General features: G+C 31.9%; 15 protein-coding genes and 1 other RNA gene. 12 read left to right on the forward strand and 4 right to left on the reverse strand.

What is annotated here, in order from left to right; all coding sequences use genetic code 11:
* Window positions 1-37: 37 nt before the first annotated feature.
* Window positions 38-217: a hypothetical protein gene (locus ACREV6_RS25640; protein WP_431580870.1), complete on the reverse strand. Its 180-nt coding sequence runs from the start codon at window positions 215-217 to the stop codon at window positions 38-40.
* Window positions 218-513: 296 nt separating this feature from the next.
* Between ACREV6_RS25640 and ACREV6_RS25645 the strand changes: the two genes are divergently transcribed.
* The 6 genes from ACREV6_RS25645 to ACREV6_RS25670 all read left to right on the forward strand — a co-directional run bounded on the left by ACREV6_RS25645 (window position 514) and on the right by ACREV6_RS25670 (window position 7805).
* Window positions 514-2511, forward strand: coding sequence for a triple tyrosine motif-containing protein (locus ACREV6_RS25645; RefSeq protein WP_431580895.1), 1998 nt, complete (start codon window positions 514-516; stop codon window positions 2509-2511).
* A 123-nt stretch (window positions 2512-2634) separates the two neighbouring features.
* Window positions 2635-3351: a pseudouridine synthase gene (locus ACREV6_RS25650; protein ID WP_431580871.1), complete on the forward strand. Its 717-nt coding sequence runs from the start codon at window positions 2635-2637 to the stop codon at window positions 3349-3351.
* Between the two features lie 499 nt (window positions 3352-3850).
* On the forward strand, window positions 3851-6043 hold the full coding sequence (rnr, locus tag ACREV6_RS25655; protein WP_431580872.1) for a ribonuclease R: 2193 nt from the start codon (window positions 3851-3853) through the stop codon (window positions 6041-6043).
* Window positions 6044-6250: 207 nt separating this feature from the next.
* Window positions 6251-6718: an SsrA-binding protein SmpB gene (gene smpB, locus ACREV6_RS25660; RefSeq protein ID WP_431580873.1), complete on the forward strand. Its 468-nt coding sequence runs from the start codon at window positions 6251-6253 to the stop codon at window positions 6716-6718.
* 216 nt (window positions 6719-6934) lie between these two features.
* Window positions 6935-7288, forward strand: a transfer-messenger RNA (tmRNA) gene (gene ssrA, locus ACREV6_RS25665).
* A 316-nt stretch (window positions 7289-7604) separates the two neighbouring features.
* Window positions 7605-7805: a hypothetical protein gene (locus ACREV6_RS25670; RefSeq protein WP_431580874.1), complete on the forward strand. Its 201-nt coding sequence runs from the start codon at window positions 7605-7607 to the stop codon at window positions 7803-7805.
* A gap of 285 nt (window positions 7806-8090) precedes the next feature.
* Here the strand turns inward: ACREV6_RS25670 and ACREV6_RS25675 are convergent, their stop codons facing one another.
* The 3 genes from ACREV6_RS25675 to ACREV6_RS25685 are packed head-to-tail and all read right to left on the reverse strand — an operon-like array spanning window position 8091 to window position 12352.
* A complete protein-coding gene (locus ACREV6_RS25675; protein WP_431580875.1) occupies window positions 8091-10700 on the reverse strand; it encodes a DEAD/DEAH box helicase in 2610 nt (869 codons plus the stop codon).
* Window positions 10697-12178 (reverse strand): HamA C-terminal domain-containing protein, encoded by a 1482-nt coding sequence (locus ACREV6_RS25680; RefSeq protein ID WP_431580876.1) that lies wholly within the window; start codon window positions 12176-12178, stop codon window positions 10697-10699. Before ACREV6_RS25680 ends, ACREV6_RS25675 begins: the two co-directional genes overlap by 4 nt.
* Before the next feature lie 33 nt (window positions 12179-12211).
* Window positions 12212-12352, reverse strand: a complete 141-nt coding sequence (locus ACREV6_RS25685) for a helix-turn-helix domain-containing protein (RefSeq protein ID WP_431580877.1) — start codon at window positions 12350-12352, stop codon at window positions 12212-12214.
* A gap of 487 nt (window positions 12353-12839) precedes the next feature.
* Between ACREV6_RS25685 and ACREV6_RS25690 the strand changes: the two genes are divergently transcribed.
* The 6 genes from ACREV6_RS25690 to ACREV6_RS25715 all read left to right on the forward strand — a co-directional run bounded on the left by ACREV6_RS25690 (window position 12840) and on the right by ACREV6_RS25715 (window position 22354).
* Window positions 12840-13271: an HNH/ENDO VII family nuclease gene (locus ACREV6_RS25690; protein ID WP_431580878.1), complete on the forward strand. Its 432-nt coding sequence runs from the start codon at window positions 12840-12842 to the stop codon at window positions 13269-13271.
* 513 nt (window positions 13272-13784) lie between these two features.
* The gene (locus ACREV6_RS25695; protein ID WP_431580879.1) at window positions 13785-14066 is read left to right on the forward strand and encodes a hypothetical protein; all 282 of its coding nucleotides are present in this window, start codon (window positions 13785-13787) and stop codon (window positions 14064-14066) included.
* 865 nt (window positions 14067-14931) lie between these two features.
* Window positions 14932-17016: a GTPase domain-containing protein gene (locus tag ACREV6_RS25700; protein WP_431580880.1), complete on the forward strand. Its 2085-nt coding sequence runs from the start codon at window positions 14932-14934 to the stop codon at window positions 17014-17016.
* Between the two features lie 1189 nt (window positions 17017-18205).
* The gene (ltrA, locus tag ACREV6_RS25705; RefSeq protein WP_431580881.1) at window positions 18206-19540 is read left to right on the forward strand and encodes a group II intron reverse transcriptase/maturase; all 1335 of its coding nucleotides are present in this window, start codon (window positions 18206-18208) and stop codon (window positions 19538-19540) included.
* 449 nt (window positions 19541-19989) lie between these two features.
* Window positions 19990-21015 (forward strand): recombinase family protein, encoded by a 1026-nt coding sequence (locus ACREV6_RS25710; RefSeq protein WP_431580882.1) that lies wholly within the window; start codon window positions 19990-19992, stop codon window positions 21013-21015.
* Window positions 20930-22354, forward strand: coding sequence for a recombinase family protein (locus ACREV6_RS25715; RefSeq protein WP_431580883.1), 1425 nt, complete (start codon window positions 20930-20932; stop codon window positions 22352-22354). Before ACREV6_RS25710 ends, ACREV6_RS25715 begins: the two co-directional genes overlap by 86 nt.
* Window positions 22355-22576 lie beyond the last annotated feature (222 nt).

Consider the following 22576-nt stretch of genomic DNA (forward strand, 5'->3'; position numbering starts at 1 on the left):
TGTGTGGCGATTTTTCGAATAATTTTAAAGTGAATAATTAATCAAAGGTATTCATATCTTGCATATCTATGCTGTTTTTAATAGCTTCCGGATATAGTGAAGCATTATTTACTTGCTCTAACATAGGATAGCCAGCCTTATTGATTTTATCAACAGTTATATTTTCTTTTTTGTAAGGATAATTAGGATTATAATGATCTAGTTTTTCCTTGGTCATAATATCTCTCCTTTCACAAATTACTAAAACATTTTAAGTTTATAATAGTTTTACCCTATTAATAAATATTATAATAACAATATCACTACCATAAAAAATTATAAAATTTGTGAAATTATTATTTTAAATTAAAATCATAAGTATTTATGTCATTTAATAAAAGAAAAAAAAGAAAGTAATTACTGTTACAAATAATGTAAGTATAGTATAATATAGCATTATAGAGGACATTTTTTAAAAAATAAATGTACAGCTTGTAGCTTATTTATAAAGGTAGGTGAACTTAAGTGAATGAAATGAATATTTTGTTTAGCACAGAAAATCCTGAAGAAAAACATAAGGAAATTGTAATAAGTGTTGAAAATGAATTAGAGGATAATCTGAACTATAAATTTCTTGTAGGACTGGAAGGTACATGGGCTACTTTAAAGGAATTAAGTGCAACTAGCACCGCTATTTGGAAACCGGAAAGGGAGGCTAAGTACTCAATAATGGTACAAGCTAAAAGAAAAGAAAGCAAAAAAGCCTTTGACTTTATGTCGAAAACAGAATATGTAGTTGGAGATATTGAAGAAAAGTTAATAAGTGATATATACATAGACAAAAAAGAAGTAATGGTAGGTGAAAAAATCACCTTAACAGTAGAAACCAAAAAAAATCCTATTATGTATAGATATTGGATACGTAAAAAGGGGAATTGGTTACTTATAAAGGATTATTCATCAGAAAATATGATGACTTGGGCTTCAAAATATTCTGGTGAGCAGGAATTTTTGGTAGAATGCAAGAATTTAGATTCTAAAAATGTTTTTGATGACTTTATGAAAATACAATTTAATGTAAAGCCTGTGCAATCCTTAGAAATTATGACATTTAAATGTTTGACCAAAGATTTGTTTTCAGGCAGGGAACTAGTTTTTGACGTAGAGGCAAGCCATGAGGATAGCAGAATGATTTTATACAAATTTGTAAAAATTAATCCTTGCGGGAATAGTATTTGTATACAAGATTATTCAACTAAAAAATTGGTTAGTTATGTTGAAGAAAATATGGGTAATTATAAGCTATTATGTATGGCAAAGGATATGTATTCACTTCATGAATTTGATGATAGAGCATTGATTCATTATACCGTAAAGCCTTATGAAGAAATAAACATACAAAGTTTTACTAGTGATTTAAGCTCTCCACAACTATGCGATACTCCTATTAATTTGAGATGTATTGCTAGAGGTGGGAAAGAATTATTGTACAAATTTAAAATCAATGGAAATTATGGGGAGGATTCAGGTTATACTAGAAAAAACAATTATGTATGGACACCAAGCGAGGCAGGAGAATATAAAGCTTGTTTATGGGTTAAGGACTTATCTTTTCAAGGAGAATATGAAAAGAGTGTTTGTTTAGACTTTATGATTGATGATATAGGGAATACAAATGTTATTATAGAAGATATAATTTTGGATAAGAAAAACATCGTACTAATAAATGAAATTGTTCACGTAAAAGTTAAAGCCACAGGAGGAACTTCTTTAAGATACAGTTTTACTATTTTTGAGAATAATAGTGAAATAGAAAAAATCGAATTTGGAACACATGACTTTGTAGATTTTATTCCGGAGAAAAGTGGAAAATTCAAATTAGAGGTAAGAGTAAAAGATAAATATTCTAAAAGAGAATTTGATTGTCACGCAGTGGTATATATTGAGGCGTTAGTGTGTATTCCAGCTAAAATAGAGTATGTTTTAATGCCCACACGAGAATATTATATGGTAGGCGATACTATTGCACTAGAAGTAATATCTGAAAATACAAGAAATACCCTTGTGAATTATGTTTTGAAAATAAATGGTCATTTAGTCGAACAAACAAATTTTGTAGAGCATAAAAATTACGAGCTTAAACCTAAATCCAGTGGAACTTATGTAATAGAGCTTAGAGCGAAAAATAAAGCTAGCATAGAGGCATATGATTGTATGAAGCAAATAAAAATACAAGTACATGAGACATTACCTATAACAGATACAAGGATTTTATGCGATAAGACAAATTTTAGGGCTAATGAAGCGATAACATTTGTAACGCAAAGTCTTGGAGGGCGAGATGTTGTGTATGAGTTCTATCTTATGGAAAAGGGCGAATGGACCTTAGTACAAAGATTTAGTAAGAAAAATGATTATATATTTATGCCATTTATTAAGGGTATGTATAGAGTGCTAGTATTATCAAAAAATTTTTATAAGAGTATTTCATATGAGGATTATGATATAATGGAGATAGAAGTGTTAGAATAAAATTTAAAACAGCTTTTCAAGGCTGTTTTTTTTATGAGAAAAGGGTTTATACTAATTGTATACAATTACTATTCTATAGGTTTTACTGGTGGTTTTAAGAAACAGTTGAGGAGATGAATTTACATGGAAAGAATAGACAAAATATTATCGAATTTAGGTCATGGAACAAGAAAAGAAGTAAAGGGATTATTGAAAAAAGGAAAAGTAGAGATTGATGGAATCATAGCAAAAGATAGTGCCATGAAGATTGATCCAGATAAGGCTATAATAAAAGTATCTGGTGAAGAAATTAAATATAGAAAATACATATATTTAATTATGAACAAGCCAGCGGGTGTTGTTTCTGCTACTGTAGACAATCATGATGAAACTGTAATTGATTTACTAGATGAGCAGTATCATTCCTTCAAGCCGTTCCCTATAGGCAGGCTTGATAAAGATACAGTAGGACTACTACTAATTACTAATGATGGGGAATTGAATCATAAATTAATAGCGCCTAAGAATCATGTAGATAAAGTATACTATGCTGAAATCAATAAATTTATAGATGCAAAGGATATTTCTACCTTTAAGAATGGTGTTGTAATAGACGACGGATATAAATGTATGCCAGCAATACTCGAAGTATTAAATGCCAATGAGAATGGATCTGAAGTAATGGTTACTATTCAAGAAGGTAAATTTCATCAGGTAAAAAGAATGTTTGAAAGTGTAGATAAAAAAGTTGTATTTCTAAGAAGAATTAGCTTTGGACCATTAAAATTAGATGAAAATTTATCAGAAGGACAATATAGAGAGTTGTCAGAAGAGGAAATAAATTCATTAAAACAGGTTTAATTGAATCAATAATATAATAGAATAAGGTAAAAATGAATAAAACATGAATAAAATACCTAGAATTTAAAAAATATTTATAATAAAATCTTCAAAAACCCTTGCAAAATTTAGTTAAGTTTAATATAATTAAAGAGTAAAGATAAATAGAGAGATAAATAGCCCCCTTTTTATTTATTATAAAACAGCCCAACCCCAAGGGCTGTTTTATTTTGCAAAAAAAAGTCGATTTCTGATAAGAAATGTTTATACATATATTTCGACAAAATGCCCACATTAAATAAAATTATTTAATGTGGGCATTTTTTAATGGGAAATGGGGAAGTATATAATCATATAGTATATACTAGATGTATTTTTTGGATTATAATAAAGATAAGTAAATATAGAATTAGATGTATAATTCGCCATAATAGTTAGTTAATACTAAAGCTATAATGAATATTATTCAGAAAAATTTAAAATATAAATTAATTTTAACATTATATAGGAGGAAAATCTTATGGAGATAAAAGAAACACTAATAAGTTTTATGACAGAACAAGCATACAAACCTATGAACATAGCAGAACTTTCAAAAATGTTTCATATTAAAAAAGCAGATATAAAAGAGTTCACTAATTTATTATCTGAAATGGAGAAAAGCGGAGATATAGTTAAAACACGCACAGAGCACTACGGTATTCCAGGGAAAATGGGTATTGTAATTGGTAAATTCCAAGGTCATCAAAGAGGTTTTGGATTTGTAATAGCGCAGGAAGAAAGACCAGATATATTTATTCCAGCAGATAATGTAAATGGAGCAATGAATGGTGATATAGTTCTTGCGAAGATTTTAAAAGAAGTAAATAATGGTAAGAAATGTGAAGGTGAAATTACAAGAATAATAGAAAGATCTAATAAAACAATAATAGGAACTTACGATGATAGCAAAAACTTTGGTTTTGTAGTAGCAGATGATAAGAGGATTGCTCAGGATATATTTATTCCTAAAGCAGAAAGAAATGGTGCCAAAACAGGGCAAATAGTAATAGCTGAAATAACTGAGTGGCCAGAACAAAGAAGAAATCCTGAAGGAAGAATTGTAGAGATTCTTGGAAATAAAGGGGATCAAGGAATTGATATATTAACTATAATTAAAAAACATAAGCTGCCAGAAGAGTTTCCAGCAAAAGTTGAGGCCTTTGCAGATAACATAGTTGAAAAAATTCCAGAAGAAGAATATGCGAGAAGAAAAGATTTAAGAGACTTGCAGATGGTAACTATAGATGGGGAGGATGCTAAAGATTTAGATGACGCTGTATCTATTGAGATTTTAGCTAATGGCAACTATCGTTTAGGAGTTCATATAGCGGATGTTTCTCACTATGTTAAAGAGAAAAACCCACTAGATATAGAAGCGTTAACTAGAGCAACTTCAGTATACTTAATCGATAGAGTTATACCAATGCTTCCTAAAAAATTATCTAATGGAGTTTGTAGTTTAAATCCTAAAGTAGATAGACTGGCTCTTACTTGCTTTATGGAAATAGACAAGAATGGTAAAACTGTAGATCATGAGATAGTGGAGTCCATTATAAAAACTAATGAGAGAATGACTTATACTGATGTTACAAAAATACTAAGTGATAAAGATGCGGAAACAATCAAAAAATATGATTATTTATATGAAGATTTTAAGCATATGGAAGATTTATGTGCCATTCTTAATAAAAAGAGAATGGGAAGAGGTGCTATAGATTTTGATTTTACTGAGTGTAAAATATTATTAAATGAATTTGGAAAACCTGTAGATATTGTTCCTTATGAAAGAGGAATTGCTAATAGAGTAATTGAGGAATTTATGTTAATCGCCAATGAAACTGTAGCTGAGCATATGTTCTGGCTTAATGTACCTTTTGTGTATAGAATCCATGAGGATCCAGATGAAGAAAAATTAATACACTTTAGTGAGTTTGCACATAATTTAGGATACCCTATAAAGTGGGGAAAAGAGATACACCCTAGAATGCTTCAGGAAGTAATAGCAAGAGTAAAAGGTGAGAAAGAAGAAATGGTGCTAAGTACATTGTTACTTCGTTCTATGATGAAAGCAAAATATTCTCCAGAATGTAGCGGTCATTTTGGATTGGCATCCAAATATTACTGTCATTTTACCTCACCAATTAGAAGATATCCAGACCTTATGATCCATAGGGTAATTAAAGAGGTTATAAATGAAGGCTTAAGTGAAAAAAGAACAGAAAAATTAAGAAAAGAAGTAGAGATAGCATCAAAACAATCCTCAGATATGGAAAGAATAGCAATGGAAGCTGAAAGAGAAGTAGACGATTTAAAGAAAGCAGAATATATGAATGAAAGAATAGGTCAAGAATTTGACGGTATTATTTCTTCAGTAACTAATTTTGGATTGTTTGTGGAACTTCCAAATACTATAGAAGGGTTAGTTCATATGAGCAGCTTAGATGATGATTATTATGTTTTTGATGAAAGACATTTAACACTTGTAGGTGAGAGAACTAAGAACATGTATAGATTGGGCGAAGAGGTAAGAATCATAGTTAGTAAAGTTGATTTAGCTTCTCATGAGGTTTATTTTGATATAATTAAAAATGATGAAGGTAAAGAAGATAAAGAAGAAGAATATTCCGTTAAAGATTTAAATGAACTTATAAAAGATGATTCTGCAGAGTAAAAGTACTGTATTGTAGAATAATTCAAAAATAAAAATACAGAAGAGGATTGTCCTTCGCAAATGAGGAGAATTAATCGCCTCTTCTGTTTATTATTTTAAAGAGCGATTTGTGAATCTGAAGCCATGTAAACATAATCCATATTTTCTTGAAAAAGAATGGATTATAGAGTATAATTATATATTAATAAGGATAAAGTAGGTGAAGTTATGGCAAAGGAAACAGGAAACAAAACACTAGTAGAAAATAGAAAAGCAAGACATGATTATTTTATAGAAGAAGCAATGGAAGCTGGAATAGAACTTGTTGGTACAGAAGTAAAGTCTATTAGAGCTGGAAAGGCAAACTTAAAAGATAGTTATGCAGATGTTATAAATGGTGAAGTATTTATCAAAAATATGCATATAAGTCATTATGAAAATGGGAATCAATTTAATGCTGATCCATTAAGGGTTAGAAGGTTATTACTTCATAAAGAGCAAATCAATAGACTACAAGGATTTACATCACAAAAGGGGTTTACTCTAGTTCCACTATCTATTTATCTTAAAAATACTAAAGTGAAAGTTAACCTTGGTGTTGTTCGCGGTAAGAAAGATTACGACAAGAGAGATGCTATGCTTGAAAAAGATGCCAAGAGAGATATGGCTAGGCAGTTCAAGGAAAGTATGAGATAATAAGTAGTAATACACTTAACTTCCATAATATTAGCACTTGATAAAGCGCCTAATATAGTGTATTATTAAGACATAGACAGCAAGGCAGTAAAACATTAAAAACTAATATTTAATTCATTTACAAAAGTAAAAAAAATATAATTGCGTTATAAATATGCAATAAGATACACACAATATTGCATTGCAAGGGATTTGAATTAAATCTTTTGACAATACGGGGGCGTACTTGGTTTCGACGGGGGTACGTTGCATCGAGGAAGCGAGCCGAGGGAACCTATGGACCCGCGTTAAAAAACTATTGGGACAATTTAAACGCAAACGATAATTTAGCACTAGCAGCTTAGTTCTGCTACGTCTTACCTTTGATTACCGCGACTTAGGATAGGGCGCCGACAGCGGTGAACCGAGTCTGGGAAAGCTTTGACCCAGAAACGGAAAATATGAAGCTACCAAAACTAAAACCCGGCCAGTAGGGGTTAAGTAGAGGGAATTTTAAAGTATTGGCTACGCTCGTAGATGCCTAGGTGTTATGGCTTTCGGACAGGGGTTCGACACCCCTCGCCTCCACCATACATAAACAATGATTATTTTGATACAATGGAAAACCCTTGAATTCAGGGGTTTTTGTTGTTTTTTGGAGATTTTAGAGCAGAAATTTTTAAGGTTTTGAGGTTAAAATTTATGATTTTTATATTTTGGATGCACACCCCTATGGACTTTTATTAGGGGGTGTGCATTTTTAGGTTGGGGTGTGCACTTTTTAGCGGATAAGATATAATTAATCATTAATTGTATAAGAAGCATTGCTAGAACATCTTTAAAAAGTATATAATATTATGTAAGAAATGGTAAAATACAAAGATGTTGTATGAAGGAGCTTAAGATTATGTCTGAATCAAAAACAACAGCCCAAGGCTATATTAACAGGAATAAACAGAAAAATTTAGGGTGCACATATGAGAAAGGTTCGGATTATGGACAGTATTTTTATATATTAGAATGTCAGCATTGTGGGAAAAAATATAAAAGTAACGGCTCTGATATCTTTCAAAGAAAATGTCCAGCATGCCAAGGTGGTAATCCTTAAGATATGTTTCCATGGACTGCGCATGTTGAGACAGTTGTGAGGATAGTAAAGAAATAGGCTGATATCAAAGGGCTCGAGGATTTTAAGTAAATATTGAAGTGTGTTTTATGTTCCCTCAGACTACGGTTTGGGGGAATTTTTGTTTGAGATGGTCTAACTTTTATGCAGGACTATGAAGTTTTGCGTATTTGTTTAGTTAAGCGTTATAGGGATACTTAATAAAAATAAGGACAGTTAGTTGCTGATAAAACAACTAACTGTCCCTATTTTGTCACTGAATTTTATTTAAAAGAGTATAAATAGTTCAGGTATATTATATTGAATATCTGTTGTTTCATTGCGAACACTAATACTATTACAATCTAAAAGGGTACGTCTTAATTTAACTTCATTATTTGGTAGCATTACAACATATTCAGCTTTATGATGCTTTATATATGTAGCTGTTTCACGTGAGAAACCACTGCGTTGAAGCATTATTGTTAATGGATTTGTGGTTCCATATTCTACATATTCATACCAATCATTAGGTATGGTTTCTACTTGTTGAAATCTTTTATATTCGCTTGAAAATCGTAAAAAGTAATTTGAAATACTAAAAAGTATAACATTTTGAATGACGTTAAGTGTATCAGAAATTACAATATTTCTGTGATAAAGAGAATTGATATAAGTTACATATTCACCCTTTATTTTAATTTTAGATTCAGGGTGCTCACATTTATAGTTAATAGCTTGATTCATTATATGGCTTAAGCCCATACCCTGTATCCATTGTGAAAGAATAACTGCATACCATTTTAACATGGCATGAGTTCCGGTTTGGCTTTTTTTACCTATTGTTTTGGGTTCGTACTGTTCCCACTTAAAGATATGACATAAGGTCTCAAGAAAGTCTACCAATGCGTGATAATCTAGATTACCATTTTCATTTAGGGAAGGATACTTCAACCCTTTAGCAATAGCGGCAGTTAAGTTATTTGTTTGGTCAACTGAAACGTTGATATCATCATCTGGCTTGTTACCATTTTTATTAAATATAGTTTTAATTTTTTGCATATCTTTTTCATTTAGAATTGGAGCAAATTCTTTTCTTACAAGACTATCTTTATCTGTAATAATATCGCGTAGTAATATGATTGCAAATTTTCTCATTAAAGCATATGAATCAGCTGACTGGTTTTTAGGATGTTTGATAAGTTCAATATTACCTTTCAATAAGGAATCAACAATAGATTTCTTTTGACCATTTGTCAATTCTGATACAAGTGATAATTTTTGGACTGGTACATCCTGTGTCAACAATTTTACAAATTCTTCTTTTTTTATGTTTTTTGCAAGTCTAACAAGATAAACATTACCATACAAGTTATACTCAATTCGTCCAACGCGTCCTACTAGATTTTTAAAATCAACTGGAGTCATTTTGGTTAGTCCGATTTTATAGCTTGTGATAAATAAATTATCAGCAGGTAGATTTACCCCTTCAACAAGTGTACTAGTACAAAACATCGTCTTTATAAGGCCTTGTCGGAATAAATCTTCAATACGCATTCTAATTGCTGAAGGCAAATATCCAATATGGTAAGCTACACCTTTTGAGATGATATCAGCTAGATAATAATCTCCATGTACTTCATTTTTAATATCTTTTGCTAATGTAAGAAGGTCGTTATTGGTCTGTATGGGTTTAGCCTTAGCATATTCCAATGCTAGTTCTACTGCATGACCTGTAGAGCTACAATAAACAATATTCTGTGAATTAGCTTCAACAAATCTGATAACATCACAAAAGGTTGCCTTATCATTTAGTTTTGTGATATTTGAAAAGGATCTTTTATAAGTATTGTAGAATTGGATATTTTTATCAACGAAATCAATAAAAAATTTAACTTGACTTACTGGCGAAAAAGTGGAAACCATTTTATTATTCATAGATTCTGAAGCATTAGGTATTAGTTTCAAATATACTTCTGGATTCGGTATATTGGGCGATGCAAAAATCATAATTGGTCTATTTTCTTGTTGTGCTAGCATATCAACAACTTTATAGTAGAATGCACTGCGACTATCTTTTGCAGATATTTTGTGAGCCTCATCCACAAAAAGATGATTGATACGAAGGTTTGGGTTACTAATAAGCAGATATAGAAGTCTTTCAGGAGTTAGTACAAAAATAAAGTTATGCTTTTGTTTTAATGCTAATGCACCAGCAGATGTTACAATGCGATAATTGTGTTCTGAAAGCAATTCCTTTAAATCATTTAGTATTTTACTAGTAACTTCATTGATTAGAGCCTTTGTAGGAACCAGTAAAGCAAAATTTAAAGAGGCTCTATTTAATATTTGCTGCTTAATAAACATTCGCATTACAAAAGATTTTCCCATAGATGTAGGTCCAGAATAGCTAAAGCATTGGTCTGTTAAATGGTTATAAACTTCTCTTTGTGAACGGAAAAACTGTAATTCTGGATCGGCTGGTATACTCATATAATCCATATTAAAATTGGAATATAACCTATCCATTAGAGTATTGCTTTTATATTCAGGTGTCATTTTAGTCATTCCACGAAAGTTACCTGTATTAGAAAGTACTGAACCCATATAATATTCTATAGTTTTATTGTCTGGATAAATATAATTAAGAAGTGCTACTATTTCCTGTGCCCATATTTTATGCTTATCAGAATTTTGTTTATCAACAGATTTTGATAGTAAATCTGCAAATCTTAAAGCATCTTCAACATTTAAAGCATTGTCGAGGTTACGATTTTGTTTAAATAATTTTAGAGAATAGTTAAGTAAAATGTTTTCATAGAGTTCATTAAGGTATTCATTGCTATCAATATCTTTGTAAATTATTTCTCCCAAAGTGGTGTTGCGGGCTTGGCTCATAAGGTTACACCTCCTGTCAACAATTCATTTATAATATCCTTTTTATTTTCTATGGCGTCATTAAATGGTAAAACATAAAAGTAGAATGAGTAGGCACACATGTTTAAATTTTTTATTTTTTGTTCAATATATGAAGCTTGTGCTTGTATAGCTAATTCCATTTTTCTCGTCGCTTCTTCGCGAAATTCAAGATTTGTATATTCCGTACCATCTAAGCCTAATGAATATCCAAGAAATACACCAAAGGCCATATCTGCAGAAACTTTACTACCTTTAGTTGGAATCAGTATTTGTTTAATTCTATTAGTTGTTTTTTCATCAAAAGTTTGATTAAAAATTGTACTTTCAACTAACTGCATTTCAGTTCTTGTCCCATTTTTTATTTCTTTAAGTGATTCAAAAGACTTATCTACAGCGTCTTGTAAATCTCCGATAATACTAGTGGCACCAAATACCAATTGATAACAAGGGAGTCCATTATTATCCCCGAGAGAAAGTAGGTGTATTCCGTCACTTTTACTATTGTATTGACTAGATGAAGATTTCAGTTCAAATTTACTCATAAGTTTTGGGGCTCCTAATACCTCTTCTAAAAAAGAATAAAGTAACATTTCTCCAAGTGCATCGCTAGTTCCGGTTAGCCCTTGACTCCCATTTTTATGCATTAATCTAACTGCTGACAAACCAATGCTTTCCATTTCGTCATCAAGGTAAAATTGCTCAATTTTGGCTCTTGAAAAAACATAGCTTCCAATATTTCTAAGCAAAAATTTATGTAAAGCACTAAAAGAAAATTCATTATTCACAACATCTAAATGGAAAATACGTAGCTGATGAGGATTCTTCAAGTTGAGTGTTTCGTAATGTGTTACTTCATTAAATATGCTGTCAAAGTTTTTTCCTTTTACTGTTTTGGTTATTTCTTGCATTGGCAAAATAGGATTTACATTAAAAGAAATTGTATCTTTTTGTGATTCGAATTGTGAAACATATTCTTCTGTAATTTTTGCAATGCTGGTTTTGCCTTCTGTATTAATAACATCCTTAATTGTATATATGAAAATATTTGTCAAGAAATCAGCCAAAACGAAAGTTTTCATATTTAAAATATCCCTTTTGGTATGGTTACACAATTTTCCTAATTGAGTTGCTTCGTCAATAGTAGTATCTGAATTGATTATATCAAGAAGAGAAAGAACAGTCTGTTTACATTTGTTAGTATCCAACATAGGAATAATGTGCTGTTTAAAATATTCGGATACATTGCTGGCATCGGCATATATAACTTGGGATGTAATATCGTCAGAAAGATTACGCTCGCATCTAACCAAATTAGATACAGCAGTATCGTCGGTTGTTATATTATATAATTTATTTATTGACAATAGCATTTTACCGCAAATCTTCTTTTGGTTACCGCTTGGTGATTTGCACAGTACTAGTATTTTTAGAAATGAGCCAAAACAAAGTCGCTTCATTAATTCCCTCCTCGTAAAGAATAATAGTGATTCTTAATCTTCTTTTAGTTCGTCTACTATATCTCCGATATTGCAATTCAGAATATAACAAATAAGGGTCAGTACCTCCATATTAACAGGCAGGTATTTGCCTACCTTAGACATAGTTGATGAAGTTAAGCTTATTTGTGTCATTAAATCTTTTTCATTATATTCTTATCAATTAAGATTTTCCAAACTTTATTATAGCTAAATTTTATTATTTCTCCTCCATTACAGGCGGATTGCATTGTCGAATATTACTATTGGGTAAATTTTACTGTTGCAATATAGATTATATCATCGCAATTTGCAAAATACAAATTTAAATCTATAATAACGAAATTCAAATTTGCAAAAGCGAATATATTTGTAGAAAACAAGTTTGTTAAGTCGTAGCTAAGTGATTGTCAAGCCTGAGTCATGTAAGAAGGAGTGTAAAAATTGTATGCTGTTATTGTGAAGAGCAATAGCAGCTTTTTTTATTACATGGAGATAGTTCTCTGCAAAATATATAGAATGCTAATTTTCAAGCAGTGCAACTGTACTAGCAAGGATATGCCGAAAGGCTCCCGTTAAAAAAAACGGATGAGTTTTTTGGTGTTTTATCATGCCCTTTTCTCATTCGGGAAAGGGCATTTTTATGTTAAGAAATTACAAAACAAGCAAAAAAAACAGAACCAATTACATTTATTCAAATATAAAGGGCAATGGTAACTCGAAGGCATACTCAAATTCAAATATCAGACCTAAATATGCTGATGGACAAGTCGAAGCTGTTTGGGAAAATGCTAAAGATGGAAATGGAAGAGTTTTTGATCCAAATATAGGTAAAGAGTTGTTTTGGGACAAAAGCAAACCAAGAACGGGACAATGGGATATGGGACATTTGCCTGGGGAAGAATATAATAAATTATGGAATGACTATATGGAGGGTAAATTAGATCCTGATCCTATAAAAAATAAACAAAAATTTTTAGAGAGATATAGAGATCCCAATAACTACCAACCAGAATCAATTAATGGGAATAGAAGCCATAAATATGAACAAAAATATAGTATAGTCCCCAAATAATGATTCTCAATTAAGTTGCGAAAGTAGTCTAAGGAGTATTGGTATTAAAAACGGTTAGCAATTTAAAAATGAGTATGACAAAAGGGTTTAACAAGGGAAAATATTCTAAAAGTCCGATAATTACTAGATGATAGTTTAATAGTTAAGCTGCAAATTTTATAAGTAAAGTAAATATGCTGGTTAAAGTTTGTTTATTTTCTTTAGCCCATGCATCAATATAACGACAAAATGCTCCGAGAAATACACTAACAGTAAGTTGTTTCCTAGAATAAACGATAGCATTGCTGGCATAAAAGTCATTTTTTATTCTATCCCATACTATTTCTGTGATGGTTCTCCTTGAGTATATAGCTTTCCATTGTTCTGTTCCTCTTGGACTTGTGTATAGTGAACCTGATTAATTGAGCTAAAGGCATGTCGTTATCATTGAAAAAAACAGAGAGTTAAAAAATATTTATTCTTATAACTGCAATTTTACAAGTTATAGCTATAATTGTTGAGGAGTTAAACATTTTGATGGATGAAGAAAAATATGAAATGCTAAAAAATGATAAGGAAGAACTTTTGTATGAATTAGCTCTTTCAATCTTTGGTGAGGATGATCTAGTCTGCAATTTAGATATTGAGTTTAAGATGAATATTATTAATGAATTTATTGATCTCGAAAAACCTGAGTTGATTGGGGGTACATATTGTTTTATAACTAATTACGTAAAGTTCCAAGACTTGCACGAAAAAGATTTAATTCAAATAGGAGAAGGGAAGTTTAAAAATTATATTTTTCTGGTAAAGTAAGAAATAGTAAGTACTGATAAAAAATAAATTTCTTTAAAGTAAAGACTAACTATTTAAAATACACGGTGGATCTCTTATTTAAAGGCATTGACAAACAAATTACAAAAATTATAGTGAGACATAGCAAAATCAGTAATGAAACTTAAGAGACAAAATATCAGTGGTTTTGGCATTGATTATGAATTCAGAGAGTGATGGAATTATATTATTTTTTGCTATGGCAGTGTTTGTTTTATATGCTCGGATGTAAATGTTAAGAGGGCAATCCTCATCTAGTTTTTTTGATAAGCACGCTTTGGCCCGATCTCAGAAAAAGATCTTTCTTCGCCATCAACAATACTGTGGAAATATTCTACATTTAAATTGATTATTATAAAGTACAACTGCAGTCTGCATTTCTTCACAGCTTTATTGCCTATAATCATATGATAAACTTCGAAGAATTAGACCTCAAATAAATCATTTACTTCATATTCTTAGATAAACATGGCTTAAGTGAAATCCTATATATATTGATTTCTAGTATTTTTTATTTATAATTTTGGTGTTTATGATAAAATTATTATTGACAATATTTTCATAGTCTGATAAAATTTAAAGTAATATATCGTTGTTATGAACCTCGAAAACATAACATAGAGCGATAAAGTAGGTCTTCTTGTACAGACTAAAATACCGAGAGTTGATTTTATGGGTATAGTCTGTAGAGACTATACCCTTTTTGCGTTTGTTAATTACTTAACATTAGTAATGGAAATGCATAATAAAAACAACGTGTATTGGCCCCTAAGACATTGGTATGAAAGGATAGTGGTTAGTACCATCGCCTACTAGATTGATAAAACAAATAGATGGAGGAATTATAATGGGAAAAAAATTTTTTAATCATTTAATGGAATCAGAAAAAAACTGCCTTGCATTTATTGCTAGACAAATGAGTGCTGGGACAATTACACTGATGGGACCAACAAGCAGTGCAAAATCTACAACACTTACAGAAATAGTACAACCTACTATCAATAAATTATTAGGGAAAAATGTAGGAGATACAGCACAAACCACTTTAATAAGAACCCTTTTAATGTTAAATTGGCGGTTAGAGGCATCAGATGTATTGGTTCAATGTATACCTTATAAAGATGAAGAAGTTTTACTATTGAAATTCTTAACAAATACTAAAACCGTAATAGGTGAAGCAATTTATAAAATGAGAGATGAACTAGAAGATTTTAAGGTTGATGGTGAAATCATAAAAAAAATATTAAATCCTGTAAATCGAAGCTACCATGCATATGATTTTGTTAATACACATGATTTAATAGAACCATTGATTGGTTTGTTAGATAAAATATGTAAAGAAATTATAGAAGAACCAGATTTAATTGAGGATGCTGTAAATAAAAACTTTAAAGAGCGAAGGAAAGCACAAAAAAATATAAAAAAGAGTGATATTTATGAAGAAGTGATTGATGAAAGATTCAGTAACAATGAAAAACATAGAGAGGTATTAAGTGATTGGTTCAAGAAAATAAAAGTTACCTTATATTCAGAATTAGAGAATTTATGGACATATTTTAATGCAGAAAGTTTTATTTTAATCGATAAAGTGACTGATGATAGTCCAGTGAATGAACTTGTTGATAAAATTTATGCCAAAAATAGTGCATGCTCATTAATTTTTGAAGAGATACGTTATGCAATAAGTCCCTCAGATGGATTTATAGAGGCGTTTAATAAACGTAATGTTAATAAGTACGGACGTAATTTCAAATTAAATATTTTAGACACTGCAGGGGTTACTCAATCTTCTCAAGAGCGTGATGAAATAGATGAAGAAATGGATAGAATATTACAGCGTGAAACTGATGCAGTATTATTTTTATGTGCTTCAGATGAACAACCATCAATTTATGAAACTTGCATTTCGTTATTGTATGAAAAGGAAAAGAAACTTGCAGAAAAGCCTGTTATAATTTGCAGAACAAAAGCTGATATTGTGGTACGCAATATTTTAGTTAACAAGTGGAGACAGGATACAGGTGAAAATGGTATACCATCTGATGAGAAATATGATGAGTATGTAAACTTAGCTTTTGACGAATTTACAAATCAATATATTACCAGTTATAGTTATGGAGAGGATAAATTAGGTAGAGAAAATAATTCAAAAGTAGAATTTCTTTCTTTAGCTTCAGATTTATCTAAGGATATGAATAAGGTACTAGATAATAAACTTCACAAAAGTAGAATTTATGAGATTTTTCTGGATATTTTAAATCAAATCGATGAGATGTACTCTTATGACGGTAATAGGCCATGGTTATACAGCATAGATCTTGATAATACCCCTTTAACATTAATTAGTAACGCCCAAGATTTAACAAAAACTATTGCTACAGCATTGACTGCATATAATTTAAAACAAAAAAATCAGTATTTACAGTATGTTGATGAAAAAGGTGTTTTTCATGGAAGATCTGTAAATTGTTTTTGGAACAAATTAAGTTATGGTGAAGGTCATGAAACAAAAGCTTTGTATTATTTAAATTTCAAACTACACATTAAGAATATGATTTCAAGATGGTTACGTGATCTTATCCCTATAAATGATATGATAAATGATTTTGATATATCTTATAAATTTTTAGTGGAAAATGATGATTCAGAAAAAATAAAAAATGAATTTCCATCGAAATTAAAAGAATTATTAAAAGAACGTTGGTGGGTAGTTATTGATAACGTTGCAAAAAAATTATCTTATGATTGCTTACAGCCAGATTTTAATGATTGTTTCTATAATTACAGTTGGGATACTGGGTTTAGAAAAAGTTTAATGGTACTAAATGATAAATTTAGTTCAGTTAATTATTGGCATGATAATCTATTAAAGCTTGTAGCGGCGGAAGTTGATTCTATACTTCAAAAAATGTATGTTTTTGACGAAGTATAAAGATGATATATTTTGCGAACTTCGAAAACGTAATTTTTTATATCATTAACAAGTCTTTTAGTACAGACTTTTGATTATAACCTTTATTTAGGCATGGTCTGTATAGACCATGCTTTTTTTGTTGTATAAAATTTTCAAACATGAATATAGGAGGCGGTTATATGTTAATTCCACAAAAATGTAAAGTCTGTGGTTATCGGTTATTTGAAGTCGGGGACACAGCAAGAGAAATTGTAACTATTAAACGGAGAGGTACGGATTTACATATCTACAATTTAAGAGAAATTAAGACTTACATGAAGGAGGTGGGGCGCAATGAGTGGCCTGCTACGTAACACAACTAAATAAAATACTACTGAGCCACGGGGAGATTTAATTCTACCACCAAATTGCCAGAGTCAACCACTAGAGAAAGAAGTCTAGTGCAAGACTCTGGCGATTTTTTTGTTTTTATATTTTGCTAAAAAATTTTTTTAAATAGGAAATGAATCTACCTATTTAACTTTTATTATTAATTCATAGAGAAAGGGAAGGTGGTGAAGAAAGCGATGGGACCAAATGAAAGACGTATGGAAATCATGGAAACTCTTTGGGATGAATTCTCAGAGAAAGTTAAATCAACAATAAGAACAGCTGAAAGTGTAGAAGAGTATTAGCAAGTTCGTCGGTAAGCCTCCTCACTAGGGTGACAGGCAGAGCGCCAAGATAAGGGCGTATCATATAGCGGGTGGGAACCCCGCTGAGAAAGGTTTAGCAAACCACTCATAGCGAGTCTTGGACATCATGGGGTAACGCATGATGTCAAGCGTAGACAGTTAGATAGTAGGCGGAAAGCGTAAAGTTGAAGGGAATGAGCCTCGAAATACCTATCGGGAAGGCTGACACGTTTGTCTGAGTGGAAAGCAATATCTGTATAATCGTTAAGCAAGAATATACAGACTTCCTCGGGGTCGGAGACCTTCGCATGCTATACATTGATATGATACAGTCAACTTGGGAGACCCTGTTGCTCTTTACACAGAGAAAGTAGGATTACCCAAGCGATAACAAAGCAAGGATGTCCAATGCAACAGGGAGTCGGATTACTGAATAGTACCGAAGAAGTAGAGTAATTCCTATGGAGGAAAGTCGGTAACACAACATTGACCTTAAAGAGAAACATATGCTTCACGCAGAGGGAGGAAAACAGATGGCAACGCAACTGGAAAGGATAGCAGAAGTAGCGAAAGCTAAACCTAAAGAAAAATTTACATCACTAATGCACCTGATAAACAAAGAGACACTGATTCAAAGTCATAAAGACATGAGTGGAAAGAAAGTAGCAGGAGTGGATGAAGTAACGAAGGAAATGTATAATGAAAGGCTAGAAGAAAATGTGGAAGAACTAGTAGCAAAAATGAAAAGACAAGCATATAAACCACAGCCAGCCAAAAGAGTATACATACCAAAGCCAGGAACAGATAAGAAAAGACCTCTTGGTATTCCTTCATATGAAGATAAGCTAGTACAATCTACTCTAGCAAGAACATTAAATGCAATATATGAACAAGATTTTATGGAATGCTCATTTGGGTTTAGACCCAAGAGAAGCTGCCATGATGCATTAAAATTATTGGATAAAATACTAAACAAAAGTGTCATTAAATACGTAGTAGATGCTGATATTCGCGGTTTTTTTGATAACGTTAATCATGAATGGATGATGAAATTTATAGCACATAGGATAGAAGACCCTAATATACAAAGAGTTATTTCAAGAATGTTAAAAGCTGGGATAATTGAAGCTGGGATTAAATATGATACTCCACAAGGAACCCCGCAAGGGGGGAGCTTGTCCCCACTTTTAGCAAACGTATATTTGCACTATGTGTTAGATTTATGGTTTGAAAAAATAGTAAGAAGAAACTGCAAGGGAGAAGCTTACATGGTTAGATACGCTGATGATAGTGTATTTTGTTTTCAATATGAGGAAGATGCAAAGAAATTTTATGAAGAGTTCATAGTAAGATTAGGTAAGTTTAATCTTGAAATAGCAGAAGAGAAAACCAAAATTATTAAACTAAAGAAAGAGTATAATGATGATGACAATGATAAAGGAGAAAACTCCTTTGACTTTCTCGGTTTTACTCACTATGTTGGTGAAGATAAGAACGGAAGAAGAAAACGAATAAAAAGGAAAACTAGTAAGAAGAAATACAAAGCAAGTTTATTAAGGTGTAAAGTATGGATGAAGAAAAATAGGACAATTCCAATTAAAGAATTTATGAAAACAATAAAAGCTAAAACACAAGGACACTGTAATTATTACGGGATTACGGATAACCGAAGGGCAGTAGGTAACTTCATTGATGAAGTTAAAAGGCTAATTTTTAAATGGTTAAATCGTAGAAGTCAAAAGAAGAGCTTTAATTGGGATAAATTTATCCTGTTTTTAGATAAGTATCCGCTACCAAGAGTGAAAACACGTGTAAATATATTTGATTTAGGTGCTGGAAACAGCTATATTATGCGAATGATGAAGTGAAGAGCCGTGTGCGTAAATAGCGCAAGCCCGGTTCTGTGAGGGTTGCGCCTTGAAAAGCTCAAGGAATACAAATGACCTGAAATGGTCATCTTGATAAAGCTTAGCCAGCAGTCAAGTACCGAGTCTTGCGTGGTAAATGGTAACATTTACTGCGAAGCGTAGACAGGAAGATAACAGGCCGGAATAAAGTGAAGAGGATAATTAGCCCCGAAATTGAACGTGTTGTGAAACAGCCGATCTTTTCTCGCTCCTTACTGTTCTCATGCTATACCTCTATTCTAGATTCCAAGGTAAGATAAATCAAAAGAAAAATCTGTTTTAAAAACCTAAAAAACTGAGAATATGTGCCTATGTTAGAGTATCCACTGAAAGCGTAGGTCAGCTATGGTCACTTCAAAATCAAACAGAATATTATCAAAAAAATTCACAACAAACTCTGAATTTGAATTTTGTGGCATCTTTTCAGATGCAGGTATTCTGGGGCAAAGAACAACCGACCGGGCTTGGTGGCTATGATGGAAAAAGCTAAAGCCGGGGAAGTAGATTTAATTATAACTAAATCAATATCTAGGTTTGCAAGGAATACATTAATACTTTTAGAAAGTGTTAGGGAACTAAAAGCAATTGGAGTTGGAGTTATTTTTGAAGAACAAGGAATTAATACACTTCATTCTGAAGGAGAATTGCTACTTACAGTACTAGCTGCAATTGCTGAAGAAGAGCGAAAAGCTGTAAGAAAAAATGTTAAATGGGCAATAGAAAAAAAATTCAAGCGCGGAGAGGCAATTGTAGATGTTAATCGTTTGATTGGTTATGACAAAGATGAAAATGGTAGATTTGTAATAAATGAAGAGCAAGCAGAAATAGTAAGAAAGATATATAAGTTGTTCTTAGCAGGAGAAACCGGATATAAAATTGCAAAAGATTTTAATGAGAAAAGTATACCAACCTATACAAATAAGCCATGGCAATCAGGTAGGATATTAGGAATTATATCTAATGAAAAATATAAAGGAGATTGCCTTATGCAGAAGACCTATGTAACTGCTAATGGCAAGGGAATTATTAATAGAGGACAAAAGGCAAAGTATTATGTGGAAAATGCTCATCCTCCTATAGTAAGTAGGAGTGATTGGGAGAAGGCTCAGCTAACTCGAGAAAGTAGAAAAACAAAAATATATCCTTTTACAAAAATGTTCCGCTGCAAATACTGTGGGGCAACCCTTATAAGAGTGATTCATCAAGGTAGATGGATAAGCTGGATATGTGCAACATATATGCAAAAGGGCAAAGATGTTTGTGAAGGCACGAGAATATCAGAAGGGAAATTGCAAGAAGTTACTAATGGTATTGTCATAAATGAACCTATGGTTGTAGAGGAGGTTACAAATGGCAATTATTCAAAGAAGAGGTCAGAAAAGAGTTTCCGTATTATACCCGTTACCGAATATAGATCCAGGAACGACGGAGAATAATTCAAAAAAAATAAGGGTAGCTGCATATTGTAGAGTATCTTCTAGCAGTGATGAACAAATAGCAAGCTACAATGCACAAGTTCAATATTTTAAAAAATATATTATAGAGAAGTCTGATTATGATTTCGCTGGTATCTATGCAGATAAAGGCATCTCAGGAACTAATCTTCAAAAGAGAGAAGGTTTCAATAGGCTTATGCAGGAAGCTAGAGAAAACAAAGTTGATATGATTATTACAAAAGGATTGTCTCGCTTCGGGCGCAATACTCTGGACTGCTTAAACAGTATAAGAGAACTAAGAGCTTTAGGAGTGGATGTATTCTTTGAGAAAGAAAATATCCATACAAAAACAAGTGCGGGAGAAGTTCTTCTAACATTAATTTCAGCTGTTGCACAAAATGAAAGCTTAAATCAATCAGAGAATGTAAAATGGGGAATACGACGCAAATATGAAAAAGGTTGCATACAAAGCATACCAAGCGGGAAGTTCTTTGGATATGAAAAGGATGAAACAGGTAATCTTATCATCAATGAAGCTCAGGCAATTACTGTTAGAAGAATATATCAAGAGTTTCTTTCTGGACACGGGTACTATAAAATAGCAGAGCATCTTACGGAAGATGGAGTTGTTACTGAGTGTGGAAATTTGGTATGGAACTGGAGTACACTAAAAAAGATCCTAACTAATGAAAAATATAAAGGGGATACACTTTTTCAGAAGACATATAATGTAGATTATCTTACAAAGCGGAGAGCGAAAAACAATGGAGATTTACCAAAATTTTATTATGAAGACACGCATCCTGCCATTATAGATAAAAATGCCTGGGAATGTGTCCAGCTTGAGTTTCAAAGACAGGATGGATTTATTAAGGAACATAGAATGAACAAATATCATCAGCACAGTGAGAAGCTACCTCTTGGAGGTAAGCTGGTTTGTAGCCAATGTGGGCATACCTTGGTTAGAAGGGAATCAATGCGTACCAAAGACAAAGGTGAATATTACTGGTGTTGCAAGAGATACAGAGCAGGGAGATATTCACCAGTCGAGCCAGGGATGTGTTGTAATGGAATGAGAATAAAAGATGCTGTTCCAGTGGAGGTATTTATAAAGGCATGGAATCAGCTTGTAGAAAATGAGGAGTGGCAGCATAATACAAGTGATAAAGGTGTGCTTGAGAAGTATAGATTAGCTGAATTAATTAGGCTCAAAAATAGTATTGGGATAATTGATAAGATGCCATATGAGCTGATGCTGAAGACTTTAGATCATATTAAGATAGGGCTTGATGGTACAGCAGCGGTAATACTTTTAGCTGGAGCAACAGTAAATATATAATTGAATGATTGATATAAGAATACCCGTAGGATTAGCAGAGATGGCTTTTCTTACGGGTGTTTTTTTATGGGGAAGTGAATTCGCAACAGGAGATAATTTATAGTGCGCCAAGAAAGCTTGGCATCTACTTGTAGGGTGAAAGTCCCTATTGAGGAAGGTCTAACCAACCACTCATATCGAGTGTTGCGTTGAAGCTGGTAACAGCAATACGAAGCGTACACA

This window comes from Clostridium sp., assembly GCF_050717515.1.
In the GTDB taxonomy this organism is placed as follows: domain Bacteria; phylum Bacillota; class Clostridia; order Clostridiales; family Clostridiaceae; genus Clostridium_AD.